General features: G+C 66.6%; 15 protein-coding genes. 12 read left to right on the top strand and 3 right to left on the bottom strand.

Annotated elements, in window-relative coordinates:
* Positions 1 to 11: 11 nt before the first annotated feature.
* A complete protein-coding gene (locus N415_RS18825) occupies positions 12 to 1193 on the bottom strand; it encodes an acyl-CoA dehydrogenase (protein WP_068105420.1) in 1182 nt (393 codons plus the stop codon).
* A 189-nt stretch (positions 1194 to 1382) separates the two neighbouring features.
* On the opposite strand from N415_RS18825, the gene N415_RS18820 reads away from it, so the two are divergent.
* From N415_RS18820 to N415_RS18765, 12 genes are all read left to right on the top strand, one after another.
* Positions 1383 to 1574 carry a ferredoxin gene (locus N415_RS18820; RefSeq protein ID WP_068105780.1) on the top strand — a complete coding sequence of 64 codons (192 nt, stop codon included), beginning with the start codon at positions 1383 to 1385 and terminating at the stop codon, positions 1572 to 1574.
* 24 nt (positions 1575 to 1598) lie between these two features.
* A complete protein-coding gene (locus N415_RS18815; protein WP_068185237.1) occupies positions 1599 to 2513 on the top strand; it encodes a 3-oxoacyl-ACP reductase in 915 nt (304 codons plus the stop codon).
* A gap of 237 nt (positions 2514 to 2750) precedes the next feature.
* Positions 2751 to 3515 carry an ABC transporter permease gene (locus tag N415_RS18810; RefSeq protein WP_068185235.1) on the top strand — a complete coding sequence of 255 codons (765 nt, stop codon included), beginning with the start codon at positions 2751 to 2753 and terminating at the stop codon, positions 3513 to 3515.
* Between the two features lie 7 nt (positions 3516 to 3522).
* Positions 3523 to 4365, top strand: a complete 843-nt coding sequence (locus N415_RS18805) for an ABC transporter permease (RefSeq protein WP_068105412.1) — start codon at positions 3523 to 3525, stop codon at positions 4363 to 4365.
* Between the two features lie 19 nt (positions 4366 to 4384).
* Positions 4385 to 5587: an MCE family protein gene (locus N415_RS18800; protein ID WP_068185232.1), complete on the top strand. Its 1203-nt coding sequence runs from the start codon at positions 4385 to 4387 to the stop codon at positions 5585 to 5587.
* Positions 5587 to 6639, top strand: a complete 1053-nt coding sequence (locus N415_RS18795) for an MCE family protein (protein ID WP_068185229.1) — start codon at positions 5587 to 5589, stop codon at positions 6637 to 6639. Before N415_RS18800 ends, N415_RS18795 begins: the two co-directional genes overlap by 1 nt.
* Positions 6605 to 7693, top strand: coding sequence for a virulence factor Mce family protein (locus N415_RS18790; RefSeq protein WP_193376483.1), 1089 nt, complete (start codon positions 6605 to 6607; stop codon positions 7691 to 7693). The genes N415_RS18795 and N415_RS18790 overlap by 35 nt, the downstream gene beginning before the upstream one ends.
* Positions 7690 to 9114, top strand: coding sequence for a virulence factor Mce family protein (locus N415_RS18785; protein ID WP_068185221.1), 1425 nt, complete (start codon positions 7690 to 7692; stop codon positions 9112 to 9114). The genes N415_RS18790 and N415_RS18785 overlap by 4 nt, the downstream gene beginning before the upstream one ends.
* Positions 9111 to 10277, top strand: coding sequence for a virulence factor Mce family protein (locus N415_RS18780; protein WP_068185218.1), 1167 nt, complete (start codon positions 9111 to 9113; stop codon positions 10275 to 10277). Before N415_RS18785 ends, N415_RS18780 begins: the two co-directional genes overlap by 4 nt.
* 10 nt (positions 10278 to 10287) lie before the next feature.
* A complete protein-coding gene (locus N415_RS18775) occupies positions 10288 to 12009 on the top strand; it encodes a virulence factor Mce family protein (protein WP_068185216.1) in 1722 nt (573 codons plus the stop codon).
* Positions 12009 to 12701 (top strand): mammalian cell entry protein, encoded by a 693-nt coding sequence (locus tag N415_RS18770; RefSeq protein ID WP_068185214.1) that lies wholly within the window; start codon positions 12009 to 12011, stop codon positions 12699 to 12701. Before N415_RS18775 ends, N415_RS18770 begins: the two co-directional genes overlap by 1 nt.
* Positions 12701 to 13183, top strand: a complete 483-nt coding sequence (locus N415_RS18765; RefSeq protein WP_068105387.1) for a mammalian cell entry protein — start codon at positions 12701 to 12703, stop codon at positions 13181 to 13183. The genes N415_RS18770 and N415_RS18765 overlap by 1 nt, the downstream gene beginning before the upstream one ends.
* Before the next feature lie 87 nt (positions 13184 to 13270).
* On the opposite strand, the gene N415_RS18760 is transcribed toward N415_RS18765, so the two are convergent.
* Positions 13271 to 13849 (bottom strand): hypothetical protein, encoded by a 579-nt coding sequence (locus N415_RS18760; RefSeq protein WP_068185211.1) that lies wholly within the window; start codon positions 13847 to 13849, stop codon positions 13271 to 13273.
* 72 nt (positions 13850 to 13921) lie between these two features.
* A partial coding sequence (locus tag N415_RS18755) for a hypothetical protein (protein ID WP_081665353.1) occupies positions 13922 to 14149 on the bottom strand: 228 nt, incomplete at its 5' end.

Raw genomic sequence — 14149 nt, 5'->3', positions numbered from 1 at the left:
AGAGAGAAGCTCTAGCGGTTGGCTCGGGGGAGGCCCAGCGCGACCATCCCGATGATGTCGCGCTGCACTTCGTTGGTGCCGCCGCCGAAGGTCAGGATCAGGCAGGCGCGGTGCATCCGCTCGACCCGGCTGCGCAGCAGCGAACCCGGCGAATCCTGGCGGACCGTCGCCGCGGTGCCGAGCACCTCCATCAGCAGCCGGTAGGCCTCGGTGGCCAGCTCGGTCCCGTAGACCTTGGCCGCCGACGCGTCCGCCGGGTTCAGCGATTCGCTGTCCGACGACGCGAGCTCCCAGTTGATCAGCTTGAGCACCTCGGCCTTGGCGTGCACCCGGGCCAGATTCAGCTGAACCCACTCGGAGTCGATGAGCCGGGCCCCGCCGCCGTCCTTGGTGTTCTGCGCCCACTCGCGAACCTCGCGCAGGGCCAGGAAGATCGGTTGCGGCGACACCAACGCAACCCGCTCGTGGTTGAGCTGGTTGGTCACCAGCTTCCAGCCGCCGTTCTCCTCGCCGATCAAGTTGGTCACGGGCACCCGCACGTCGGAGTAATACGTGGCACTGGTGTCCACACCGGCCATGGTGTGCACCGGCGTCCAGGAGAAGCCCTCGGCGGTGGTCGGCACGGTCAGCATCGAAATGCCGCGGTGCTTCTTGGCCTCCGGGTTGGTGCGCACCGCCAGCCAGACCCAGTCGGCGTAGGCGATCAGGCTGGTCCACATCTTCTGGCCGTTGATCACGTAGTCGTCGCCGTCCCGCACGGCGGTGGTGCGAAGGTTGGCCAGGTCGGTGCCGGCGCCGGGCTCGGAGTAGCCGATCGAGAAGTGCAGTTCGCCGGCCGCGATCTTGGGCAGGAAAAACTTCTTCTGCTCGTCGGTGCCGAAGGCCATGATCGTCGGCGCCACGCTGTTGATCGTCAGGAACGGCACCGGCACGCCGGCGATCGCGGCCTCATCGGTGAAGATCAGCGAATCCATCGGGGAGCGGTCCTGGCCGCCGTACTCCTTGGGCCAGTTCAGGGTGAGCCACCCGTCCTTCCCCATCTGCGCGACGGTGTCGCGATACGCGTTGCCGGTCCCGACCTCGCCCTCGGTCGACGTCAGCGCCGCGCGGCGCTCCGGGGTCATGAGCTTGGTGAAGTACGACCGCAGCTCGCGACGCAGCTCCTCCTGTTCAGGGGTGTAACTGATGCGCATTCCAGCCGTCCTTTGGTTAACGTGACACGCGTAGCTCGACCAACGGCTACCCGTTCGCCTCCCCGGTTGTAACACGTTCTAGTCTGGGAATCCAGCGACCGTTTCGCCTGGCGCACCGGGGCCCTATGGTGGACCTACGAACCGATAGGGCGTGTGCTCAGGTTGAGGGCCAGTTTCGAGGAGGGTGCCGTGCGGGTGATCGTGGATCGTGACCGGTGTGAAGGGAACGCGGTGTGCTTGGGAATCGCACCCGACCTCTTCGATCTGGACGATGAAGACTATGCCGTCGTGAAGATCGATCCGATTCCGCCCGACCGGGAGCAGCTGGCCGAGCAGGCGATCGCCGAGTGCCCGCGCGCCGCGCTGCTCCGTGAAGACTGAACACAGACTAGAGGTATTCATAAATTGACTAGCAGCACAAACGCGACCGATCTATCCGGAAAGGTCGCGGTGGTGACCGGCGCGGCCGCGGGGCTGGGACGCGCCGAGGCGCTCGGCCTGGCCGGGCTCGGCGCCACCGTCGTCGTCAACGACATCGCCGCGGCGCTGGACGCCTCCGACGTCATCGACGAGATCAACTCGGCAGGGGCCAAGGCGGTCGCGGTGGCGGGCGACATTAGCCAGCGCGCGACCGCCGACGAGCTCGTCGCCACCGCCGACGGGCTGGGCGGCCTGGACATCGTCGTGAACAACGCCGGGATCACCCGTGACCGGATGCTGTTCAACATGTCCGATGAGGAATGGGACCTCGTCATCGCCGTGCACCTGCGCGGCCACTTCCTGCTGACCCGCAACGCGGCCACCTATTGGCGCGGTAAGGCCAAGGACGCGGGCGGTCAGATCTTCGGCAGGATCGTCAACACCGCGTCGGAAGCGGGCCTGGTGGGGCCGGTGGGGCAGGCCAACTACGGCGCGGCCAAGGCCGGCATCATCTCGCTCACCCTCACGGCCGCGCGGGCGCTGGGACGCTACGGGGTGTGCGCGAACGCGATCTGCCCGCGGGCGCGCACGGCGATGACGGCCGACGTCTTCGGCGACGCGCCGGAGGTGGAGGAAGGCGGCATCGACCCGCTCTCGCCCGAGCACGTGGTGAGCCTGGTCAAGTTCTTGTCATCGCCCGCTGCCGCGGAAGTCAATGGGCAGGTGTTCATCGTTTACGGACCGCAGGTGACACTTGTGGCCGCACCGACGGCGGAGCACAGATTCAAGGCGGACGGGCCGGCCTGGGAGCCCGGCCAGCTCAGCGGCGCCCTCCAGAAATACTTTGCTGGACGCGATCCGGAGCGGAACTTTTCCGCCGTCAACCTCATGGAGCAATGACGGGCTAAACGCGCTTTTCGAGCTGAAAATGCCAAGTAGAACACGTGTCAGATTGAACCCTCAGCAACACCCCTGACCTGGACAAATTAACGGTTCGGATACGGAAATGCTGTTCATTGACATGGTGCTCGTTCTCTGAGTTAATATGATCCGGCTTACACCGAGCCGCATGCGACCGAAGACAACGTTAAGGCGACACACAGGCTTCGCCGCGAGCAGCAGAGGGGGGCGGCCAAGTTGATAGAACAACTTTCGGTTCCCGCCCGCGCTGTGGGCGGGTTCTTCGAGATGATGATCGACACCGGCCGCGAGACTTTTCGACGGCCGTTTCAATTGGGGGAGTTCCTCGAACAGACGTGGATGATCGCCCGCGTGTCGCTGGTGCCGACGCTGCTGGTGTCCATCCCCTTCACCGTGCTGGTTGCGTTCACCCTCAACATCCTGCTGAGCGAGATCGGAGCCGCCGACTTGTCGGGCGCCGGAACGGCTTTCGGCACCGTCACCCAGCTCGGCCCGGTGGTGACGGTGCTCGTCGTCGCCGGCGCGGGCGCCACCGCGATCTGCGCCGACCTGGGTGCCCGCACCATCCGGGAAGAGATCGACGCGATGCGCGTGCTCGGCATCGACCCGGTCCACCGGCTCGTGGTGCCAAGGGTTTTGGCGTCGACCGTGGTAGCGCTGCTCCTCAACGGCCTGGTGTGCGCCATCGGCCTATCCGGCGGTTATGTGTTTTCCGTCTTCCTGCAGGGCGTCAACCCGGGCGCCTTCATCAACGGCTTAACCGTGCTGACCGGGCTGCGCGAGCTGGTGCTCGCCGAAGTCAAGGCGCTGCTGTTCGGCGTGATGGCCGGGCTGGTCGGATGTTACCGCGGCCTGACCGTCAAGGGCGGACCGAAGGGCGTCGGTAACGCGGTCAACGAGACCGTCGTCTACGCGTTCATCTGCCTGTTCGTCATCAACGTCGTCATGACCGCCGTCGGCGTGCGGATCACCGCCAAGTGAGCACTCGATGAGCTACGACGCCACCCTCCGGTTTCGCCGTTTCATGTCGCGGCTGCAGGGGCCCATCGACGACTTCGGCGAGCAGGCGTTGTTCTACGGCAAGACAGTGCGTTACGTGCCGCAAGCGCTCACCCAATATCGGAAGGAGACGATCCGGAACGTCGCCGAAATGACGCTGGGCGCGGGGGCTCTCGTCATGATCGGCGGCACGGTCGGCGTCGCGGCCTTCCTGACCCTGGCCTCCGGTGGCGTCATCGCCGTGCAGGGGTATGCGTCGCTGGGCAACATCGGCATCGAGGCGCTGACGGGCTTCCTGTCGGCGTTCCTCAACGTCCGCGTCGTCGCCCCGGTGATCGCGGGCATCGCGCTGGCGGCCACCATCGGGGCGGGCGCCACCGCGCAATTGGGCGCGATGCGGGTGTCCGAGGAGATCGACGCCGTCGAATGCATGGCCGTGCAGTCGGTTTCCTACCTGGTGTCGACCCGGCTGATCGCCGGCCTGATCGCGATCATTCCGCTGTACTCGCTGTCGGTGCTCGCCGCGTTCTTCGCCGCCCGGTTCACCACGGTGTACATCAACGGGCAGTCCAAGGGCCTCTACGACCACTACTTCAATACGTTTCTCATCCCGTCGGACCTGCTGTGGTCGTTCCTGCAGGCTATCGTGATGGCCATCGCGGTCATGCTGGTGCACACCTATTACGGCTACAACGCCAGCGGCGGCCCGGTCGGCGTCGGCATCGCGGTCGGTCAGGCCGTGCGCACTTCGCTGATCGTCGTGGTCGTCATCACCTTGTTCATCTCGCTGGCCGTGTACGGCGCGTCCGGTAACTTCAACCTCTCCGGGTGAAGGGAGCTCCCGAAAAGACATGGCGGACGGCGCATCACGACGCTCATCGGTTCGGCTGGCAGCGGCGCTGCTGGCCGGCGTGATCGTGGCCTTCGCCGTCCTCACCTATCTTTCGTACACCGCGGCCTTCGCCTCGACCGACACCGTCACCGTCTCGGCGCCACGGGCGGGCCTGGTGATGGACAAGGGCGCCAAGGTCAAGTACCGCGGCATCCAGATCGGCAAGGTCACCAGCATCGACTACTCCGGTGACCAGGCTCGGCTGACGTTGGCCATCAGCAGCGATCAGATGCACTTCGTCCCCTCTAACGCGACGGTGCACATCGCGGGCAATACCATCTTCGGCGCAAAGTCGGTCGAATTCATTCCGCCCCAAGCCCCTTCGCCGACATCCCTGCGCCCGGACGCGCACGTCGAGGCCTCCGCGGTGGCGCTCGAGGTCAATACGCTGTTCCAATCGCTCATCGACCTGCTCCACAAGGTCGACCCGGTGGAGCTCAACGGCACGCTGAGCGCGCTGTCCGAAGGGCTGCGCAACCACGGCGACGACTTCGGATCGCTGCTGTCCGGGCTGAACACGCTGGCGCGCCAGGCGAATCCGAAGCTGCCCGCCCTACAGGAGGACTTCCGCAAGGCCGGGATCGTGACCAACACCTACGCCGACGCCGCCCCCGAACTCAACGCCGTCTTCGACAACCTGCCCACCATCAACCGGACTGTCGTCGACAAGCAGAAGGACCTCAACGACACGCTGCTGGCAGCGATCGGCTTGTCCAACAACGCCTATGAGACGTTGGAACCCGCCGAGCAGAACTTCATCGACGCCATCAACAGGCTGCGCGCCCCGATCAAGGTGGCCCACGACTACTCGCCCGAATTCGGCTGCTTTTTCGCCGGTGTCGAGCGCGGCATCAAGGAATTCGCCCCGCTGATCGGTGTGCGCAAGGCCGGGCTGTTCACGTCGTCCAGCTTCGTCCTGGGTGCGCCGTCGTACACGTATCCGGAATCCCTGCCGATCGTCAACGCCTCCGGCGGTCCGAACTGCCGCGGACTGCCCGACATCCCGACCAAGCAGACCGGTGGGTCGTTCTACCGGGCGCCCTTCCTCGTCACCGACAACGCCAACATCCCGTACGAGCCGTTCACCGAGCTGCAGTTCGACGCGCCCTCCACCCTGCAGTTCCTGTTCCATGGAGCTTTCGCGGAACGGGACGACTTCTGATGGCGGCCGCGGGGATGCCGTCGCACCGGTCGATGCTGATCAAGGTCAGCATCTTCGCGGTGGCCATGATATTGGTGAGTGCGTCGCTGGTGGTGGTCTTCGGCGACTTCCGGTTCGGTCCCGAAAGTACTTACCACGCAACGTTCACCGACGTGTCGAAGCTGAAGTCCGGTCAAAAGGTGCGCATCGCCGGCGTGCCGGTCGGCGCGGTGTCGGGCGTGAAGCTCAACCAGGACAACACGATCGACGTGAAGTTCGGGGTGGACAGCCGCTACACGTTGTATTCGTCGACGCGGGCGGTGATCCGGTACGAAAACCTGGTCGGCGACCGCTATTTGGAGATCACCTCGGGCCCGGGGGAGCTGCGTAAGCTGCCGCCGGGGGGCACGATCAACTCCCAACACACCCAGCCCGCACTGGATCTCGACGCGCTGCTGGGCGGGCTGCGGCCCCTGGTCAAGGGCCTGGACGCCGACAAGGTCAACACCATCAGCAGCGCGGTGATTCAGTTGTTGCAGGGCCAGGGCGGAGCGTTGTCCAACGTGCTCGCCGACACCAGCGCGTTCTCGTCGGCGCTGGGCCAGCGCGACCAGCTGATCGGCGACGCGATCACCAACCTCAACACCGTGTTGGGCACCGTCGACCAGAAGAGCGCGCAGTTCTCGGCCAGCGTCGACCAGTTGCAGCAATTGATCACCGGGCTGGCCAGGAACAAGGACTCGATCGCGGGGGCCATCCCCCCACTGGCGTCTACCACCACGGACTTGACTGAGCTGCTGCAGAATTCGCGCCGTCCGCTGCAGGGCATCCTCGAGAACACCCGACCGCTGGCCACCGAGTTGGACAACCGCAAGGCCGAGGTGAACAACGATGTCGAGCAACTCGGCGAGGACTACCTGCGGCTGGCCGCGCTCGGCGCGTACGGGTCCTTCTTCAACATCTACTTCTGCTCGGTGACGATCAAGATCAACGGTCCGGCCGGCGGCGACATCCTGATACCGTTCGGCGGCCCGGTGGATCCCAGCAAGGGGAGGTGCGCTTTTGTCAAGTAACGCAAGGCGCGAACGCGACCCGCTGCGCACCGGCATCTTCGGTGTGGTGCTGGTGGTTTGCGTGGTGCTCATCGCGTTCGGATACGCGAACCTGCCGTTCTTTCCGCAGGGCAAGATGTACGAGGCCTACTTCACCGACGCGGGCGGCATCAACCCGGGCAACTCCGTTTACGTGTCCGGCTTCAAAGTGGGCAAGGTGGCCTCGGTCGGCCTGGCCGGCGACAGCGCCAAGGTGACCTTCAGCGTCGACCGGCATGTCGTCGTCGGCGATCAGTCGATGGCTGCGATCCGCACCGACACCATCCTCGGTGAGCGCTCCATTGCGGTGACCCCCGCCGGCAGCGGCAAGGCGACCACGATTCCGCTGAGCCGCACGACGACGCCGTACACGCTGGCCGGCGCGCTCGAGGATCTGGGTAACAACGCCAGCAACCTGAACAAGCCGCAGTTCGAGCAGGCCTTGAACGTGCTCACGGACACGCTGCACGACGCCACGCCCGAACTGCGCGGCGCGCTGGACGGCGTGACATCGTTGTCCCGCACGCTGAACCGCCGCGACGAGGCGCTGCAGGGCTTACTGGCGCATGCGAAGTCGGTGACGGGGGTGTTGTCGCAGCGCGCCGACCAGGTCAACAAGCTGGTGGACGACGGCAACGAGTTGTTCGCCGCGCTCGACGAGCGGCGCGCCGCGATCGGCGAGCTGATCTCGGGCATCGGCGGTCTCTCACAACAGATTTCCGGCTTTGTCGCCGACAACCGCAAGGAGTTCGGCCCGGCGCTGAGCAAGCTGAACCTGGTGCTGGCCAACCTCAACGAGCGGCGCGACTACATCACCGAGGCGCTCAAGCGGCTGCCCACCTATGCCACCGAGTTGGGTGAGGTCGTCGGTTCCGGTCCCGGGTTCAACGTCAACGTCTACGGTGTGATCCCGGCGCCGTTGGTGGCGACGATGTTCGATTTCTTCTACCAGCCGGGCAAGCTGCCGGCCAGCCTCGCCGACTACCTGCGCGGGCTGATTCAGGAACGCTGGATCATCAGGCCGAAGTCGCCATGACACGGTTCACGGGCAGCAGGAGCGTGCGCTACGGCATCATCATCGCGCTGGTCGCGATGCTGGTGGGAGGCGTGTATGTGCTGTCGTCGCAAGGCAATAGCCGGACCGTCATCGGCTACTTCACCTCCGCCGTCGGTCTGTATCCCGGCGACCAGGTCCGCATCCTGGGCGTGCCGGTCGGTTCGATCGACACGATCGAGCCGCGGCCTTCCGACGTGAAGATCGTCATGTCGGTGGCCAAGGACGTCAAGATCCCCAAAGATGCCCGGGCCGTGATCATCTCGCCGAACCTGGTGTCGGCGCGGTTCATTCAGCTCACCCCCGCGTACACCGGCGGGGCGGTGCTGCCCGACGGCGGCAGCATCGACCTGAACCGCACCGGGGTGCCGGTTGAGTGGGACGAGGTGAAGGAGTCCCTGACGCAGCTGGCCGTCCAGCTCGGTCCGACGACGGGATCGATGCAGGGGCCGCTGGGCAAGGCGATCAACCAGGCCGCTGACACGCTCGACGGCAAGGGCGAGTCGTTCCACAACGCGTTGCGCGAGCTCTCGCAGGTCGCCGGGCGGCTGGGCGATTCGCGCAGCGACATCTTCGGCACGGTCAAGAACCTGCAGGTGCTCGTCGATGCGCTGTCGGCGAGCAACGAACAGATCGTGCAGTTCGCCGGGAATGTGGCCTCGGTGTCGCAGGTGCTCGCCGACAGCTCCCGGCATCTGGACAACACCCTGGGCACGCTCAACCAGGCGCTCTCGGACATCCGCGGATTCCTGCACGAGAACAACTCGACGATCATCGATACGGTCAACAACCTCAATGACTTTGCGCAGACGTTGAACGACCAGAGCGACAACATCGAGCAGGTGTTGCACGTGGCCGGCCCGGGCATCGCGAACTTCTACAACATCTACGACCCGGCGCAGGGCACCCTGAACGGTTTGTTGTCCATCCCCGAATTCGCCAACCCCGTGCAGTTCATCTGCGGTGGTTCCTTCGAGACCGCCGGCGGACCGCGAGCGCCCGACTACTACCGGCGCGCCGAGATCTGCCGCGAGCGGCTCGGCCCGGTGCTGCGCCGGCTCGCGGTGAACTACCCGCCGGTCATGTTCCACCCGCTCAACACGATCACCGCGTACAAGGGCCAGATCATCTACGACACCCCGGAGACCCAGGCCAAGGCGGCCACCCCGATTCCGCAGCTGACCTGGATACCGGCCCAGGGGTCCCACCTCCCGCCGGCCGCCCAGAACCCAGCGGATTTGCAGGCGCTGTTGGTCCCGACGGCGCCGCAGCCGGCCCCGGGCCCCCCGCCGGCCGGACTGTCCTCGGGTCCGGCACCGGGTCCCGGCCCGGGCAACGCCTATGGCCCGCTGCCTGGCCCCCCGCCGAGCGCGCCGCCGGCCGATCAGGGCGGTGGCGGATGAGGCGAATCTGGTTGCGCGGCGGGGTGTTAGCGGCAGGCGGCGCGCTGCTGGCCGGTTGTCAATTCAACGGCCTCAACTCCTTGTCGATGCCCGGCACGGCCGGCCACGGCAGCGGCGCGTATTCGATCACCGTCGAGATGCCCGACGTGGCGACGCTGCCGCAGAACTCACCGGTGATGGTCGACGACGTCACCGTCGGCAGCGTCGCGGGCATTTCCGCCGAGCAGCGCTCCGACGGATCGTTCTATGCCGCGGTGAAACTCGCGCTGAACAAGAATGTGGTGTTGCCGGCGAACTCGACCGCGACGGTGGCCCAGACGTCGTTGCTGGGTTCGATGCACATCGACCTGGCGCGCCCCAAGGACAAGCCGGCGACCGGGCGGCTCAAGGATGGCTCGAGGATCACCGAGGCCAACACGGGCCGCTATCCGACCACCGAAGAGGTGCTCTCGGCATTGGGCGTCGTCGTCAACAAGGGCAATCTCGGTGCGCTGGAAGACATTACCGACGAGACCTATCAGGCCTTCGCGGGTCGCCAGGACCAGTTCGTCGACCTGATCCCCCGGCTCGCCGAATTGACCGCGGGGCTCAACCGGCAGACCAACGACATCATCGACGCGGTCGACGGGCTGAACCGATTCTCCGCGATCCTGGCGCGCGACAAGGACAACCTGGGCCGGGCGCTGGACACGCTGCCCGAGGCCCTCCGCGTGCTCAACAAGAATCGGGACCACATCGTCGAGGCGTTCGCCGCTTTGAAGAAGCTGGCGACGGTGACCTCCCACATCCTGGCAAAAACCAAGGTGGACTTCGCCGAAGACCTCAAGGGCCTGTACTCGGTGGTCAAGGCCCTCAGCGACAATCGCAAGAACTTCATCACCTCGCTGCAGATCCTGCTGACGTTCCCGTTCCCCAACTTCGGCATCAAGCAGTCGGTGCGCGGTGACTACCTCAACGTGTTCACCACCTTCGACCTGACACTGCGCCGGATCGGTGAGACGTTCTTCACCACCTCTTATGCGCTCGACCCAAACATGATGCACATGAGCGAGGTGCTCAACCCGCCCGACTTCCTGACGGGCGAGCTGGCGAACCTGTCCGGACAGGCGGCCGACCCGTTCAAGATTCCGCCCGGTACGACTTCGGGTCCCGAGGGACGGTAGGGCGGCGCGCATGATCGACAAGCTCACCAAAGTCCAGCTCGGCATCTTCGCGGTGATCACCGCCATCACGCTGACAGTGATGGCCGTCTTCTACCTGCGGCTGCCCGCCACCTTCGGCCTCGGAACATACGGCGTCAGCGCCGATTTCGTGGCCGGGGGCGGTCTGTACAAGAACGCCAACGTCACCTACCGCGGCGTCGCGGTCGGTCGGGTGGAGTCGGTGGGCCTCAACCCCAACGGCGTCACCGCCGAAATGCGGCTCAACAGCGGCACCCCCATACCGTCGAACGTCACCGCCACCGTCAAGAGCGTCTCCGCCGTGGGTGAGCAGTACATCGATTTGGTGCCGCCGGGCAATCCGGCATCGACCAAGCTGCACAACGGATCCCGGATCGACCGGCAGAACACCCGGATCGGTCAGGATGTCGCCGACCTGTTGAAGCGGGCGGAGGCACTGGTCAACAGCCTCGGCGACACCCGGCTGCGCGAGCTGCTGCACGAGACCTTCATCGCGGCCAACGGGTCGGGTCCCGAGCTGGCCCGGCTGATCGAGTCCGCCCGGCTGCTGGTGGACGAGGCGAACGCCAACTACCCGCAGGTCTCACAGCTGATCGATCAGGCCGGCCCGTTCCTGCAGGCCCAGATCCGCGCCGGCGCCGACGTCAAGTCGCTGTCGGATGGGTTGGCGCGCTTTACATCCGAGGTGCGCCAGGCCGACCCGCAACTGCGCGAGACGCTGGCCACCGCCCCAGGCGCCACCGACGAGGCCAGCACCGCGTTCTCCGGCATCCGCCCGTCGTTCCCGGCGTTGGCCGCCAGCCTGGCCAACCTGGGCCGCGTCGGCGTCATCTACCACAAGTCGATCGAGCAGCTGCTGGTGGTGCTGCCGGCGCTGTTCGCGGCGATCACCACGGCCGCCGGCGGCGCCCCACAGGACGAGGGCGCCAAGCTGGACTTCAAGCTCGACCTGAACGACCCGCCCCCGTGCGCCGTCGGCTTTTTGCCCCCGCCGCTGATGCGCACCCCGGCGGACGAGACGCTGCGCGAGCTCCCGAGGGACATGTATTGCAAGACGGCGCAGAACGATCCGAGCACAGTGCGCGGTGCCCGCAACTACCCGTGTCAGGAGTTCCCCGGCAAACGGGCGCCGACGATCCAGCTGTGCCGCGACCCGAAGGGCTACGTTCCGGTCGGCCGCAACCCGTGGCGCGGGCCGCCGGTGCCGTACGACACTCCGGTGACGAACGGGCTGAACGTGTTGCCGCCCAACAAGTTCCCGTACATACCGCCGGGTGCCGATCCCGATCCAGGCGTTCCCATTGTGGGACCGCCCCCGCCCGGCGTGGTGCCGGGGCCGGGGCCGGCACCGCACCAGCCGGCCTTCGACCCGCCGCCCCCCAACGACCGGCCGCCGCCGCCGGGCAACCCGTCGTGGATGCCGCCAGGCGTCCCACCGGTGCCGCCGATACTTCCCTACCCCAAGTGGCTCCCACCGCCAGCCCCGCCGGAGGGCATCAACCCTCCGCCGGCGGGCCCGGGCCCGGAGAAGCCGTGGGGGCCGCCGCAGGGTCCACCGCCGCAGGCCAGCGGCCCGGCCTACACCACCTATGACCAGCGCACCGGAGCGTTTGTGGACCCGGCCGGCGGGACTGGTACGTTCGCGGCCGGCGCCAGTGGCGCCTCCAGCGCAGAGAACTGGGTGGACCTGATGCTTGATCCGAGGCCGATGTAGTGGCCCCAGAAGTGCCAGAGACGGCGACGCGGCGAGTGCGTCGCCGTGCTTCGCGTGCGGCGGGGCCGGCCAAGGGCGAGGCCGCTCCGGTCAAGGTCGACGTTGCGGCCCCACCGAAGTCGCCGGCGAAACCTGTTGCAACCCTGAAGCCGGTCAAGCCGCCGCCGCGGCGCCGGTCGAACCGGACCCTGGTGCTGTGGACGTCGTTCGCCGCCGCGCTGGTGGCGGTCGGCGCGCTGACCGCCTGCCTGGTCGTGCTGGTCGTCCAGCAGCGGCACGCCGACGCGGCGCAGGCGCGCGATCAGCGCTTCGTCGACACCGCCACGCAGACGGTGGTCAACATGTTCAGCTACAAGCAGGACAACATCGACGAGAGCGTGAACCGGTTCTACGACGGCACCAGCGGCCCGCTGCGTGGAATGCTGGGCGCCAACAACAACATTGAGAACCTCAAGGGCCTGTTCCGCTCGACCAATGCGACGTCGGAAGCCGTCGTCAACGGCGCCGCGCTGGAGGGGGTCGATTCGGTCACCGACAACGCGTCGGTGTTGGTGTCGGTGCGGGTTACGGTCGCCGACATCGACGGGACGAACAAGCCGTCCATGCCGTATCGGCTGCGGGTGATCGTGCACGAGGACGAGCGCGGGCGGATGACCGGCTACGACCTGAAGTATCCGGACGGGGGTAACTGATGCGGTGGCTGATCGCCGTCGCGGGCTCCCTGCTGGTGGCCGCCTTCGTCGGCCTGTCCGCGGCTTCGGGTTGGTTTTACTGGGAGCGGGCGCAGACGCGCGGCGAGGCGGCCGCGCGGGCGGTGTTGCCGGGGCTGGCCGCCAAGGAGATACCCGAGGTGTTCGCCTACGACTATCAGACCGTCGAACGCAGCCTGTCGGCCGCGTACCCGTTGCTGACGCCCGCCTATCGCCAGGAGTTCCAGAAGAGCGCCAACGCGCAGATCATTCCGGAGGCGAAGAAGCGTGAGGTCGTCGTCCAGGCCAATGTCGTTGGCGTGGGCGTCATGTCGGCCAAACGCGATTCGGCGTCGGTGATGGTCTACCTGAACCGCACCGTGACCGACAAGTCACGGCAGCCGCTCTACGACGGCAGCCGGTTACGGGTCGACTTCACCAAAGTCGGCAAGCAATGGCTGATCGCCTACATCACGCCGATCTAGGCGCCGGTCGAGCGTCACGCTAGCGTGACGCTCGGCGCCCACAGTTGCGCTGGCGTGACTCCCGGCCGTGGGGCAACAGGCCGACCCTCAGAAGCACATCGCAATGTCGTTGCACCGCAATGGATAACGCTCGATCGGGCTGGGCGGAGGGCCGGTGAGTGCCAACGAAAACGGCTGCTTGCTCATCGCCGATTCCAGGCCGCACTCCGGGCCATGCAGGCTGGTGTGTGTGCCGGTCAGCGTCTCGTCGTCAAACGCATAGGTTTCGGTGGATGGCGCGGCGCCGCCGCCCGGGCACGAAACGCCGTCGGCAATGTCGACTTTGAAGGTCCAGCGTTGGCTCACCAGCCGGGCCCTGCCGCTGAAGTTCTGCAGCTTGTCCTGTCGGCTGATCCGTTCGTCGGTCGAGCTCACGATGTTCAGGGCGCAAAAGTCCGCCATGATGTCCGGGTTTGAATAGTCCTTGTAGTAGCGGCTTCCGTTGACCTGATCGCACAGCGCCGTGATCGTCCAGGTCACCCCGGAGACCCCCGCCTGATTGAAGGAGTAATTGCCGTCCGGTGGCGGCGCGACGGCACCGGCCGGTTCGCCCGACTCCAACGCGATTCCGAGCGCGACGGCCGAGCAGATGCCGGCGCCCGCGGCCAGGCCACGACGGAGCTTCATGACGTTCCTCCCTCTACGCTGCATCGAGTATCACAGCGTTTGGCCGGCAGCACCATGGGGGGTTCGCCAGGGCTACGGCAAACCGTGCGCCCCGCTGTGGCCGAACGGCCCGGCAAAGCCGCCGTTTCCGCCGTTTCCGCCGCCGGTGCCATTCCCGCCGTTCCCACCGTTGCCGATGAATACGGCGTCGCCGCCCCTGCCGCCGTTGGCGGGTGCGGCGCCGTTGCCGGCGTCGCCGCCCCTGCCGCCGCCGCCGAAGAGCCCGCCGACGCCACCGTCTCCGCCGGCCCCGCCGGCGCC

This window comes from Mycobacterium sp. UM_CSW (assembly GCF_000455205.1).
Taxonomy (GTDB): domain Bacteria; phylum Actinomycetota; class Actinomycetes; order Mycobacteriales; family Mycobacteriaceae; genus Mycobacterium.
The sequence above is the reverse complement of the archived record's forward strand: the minus strand, read 5'-3'. Positions and strand labels throughout refer to the sequence as shown.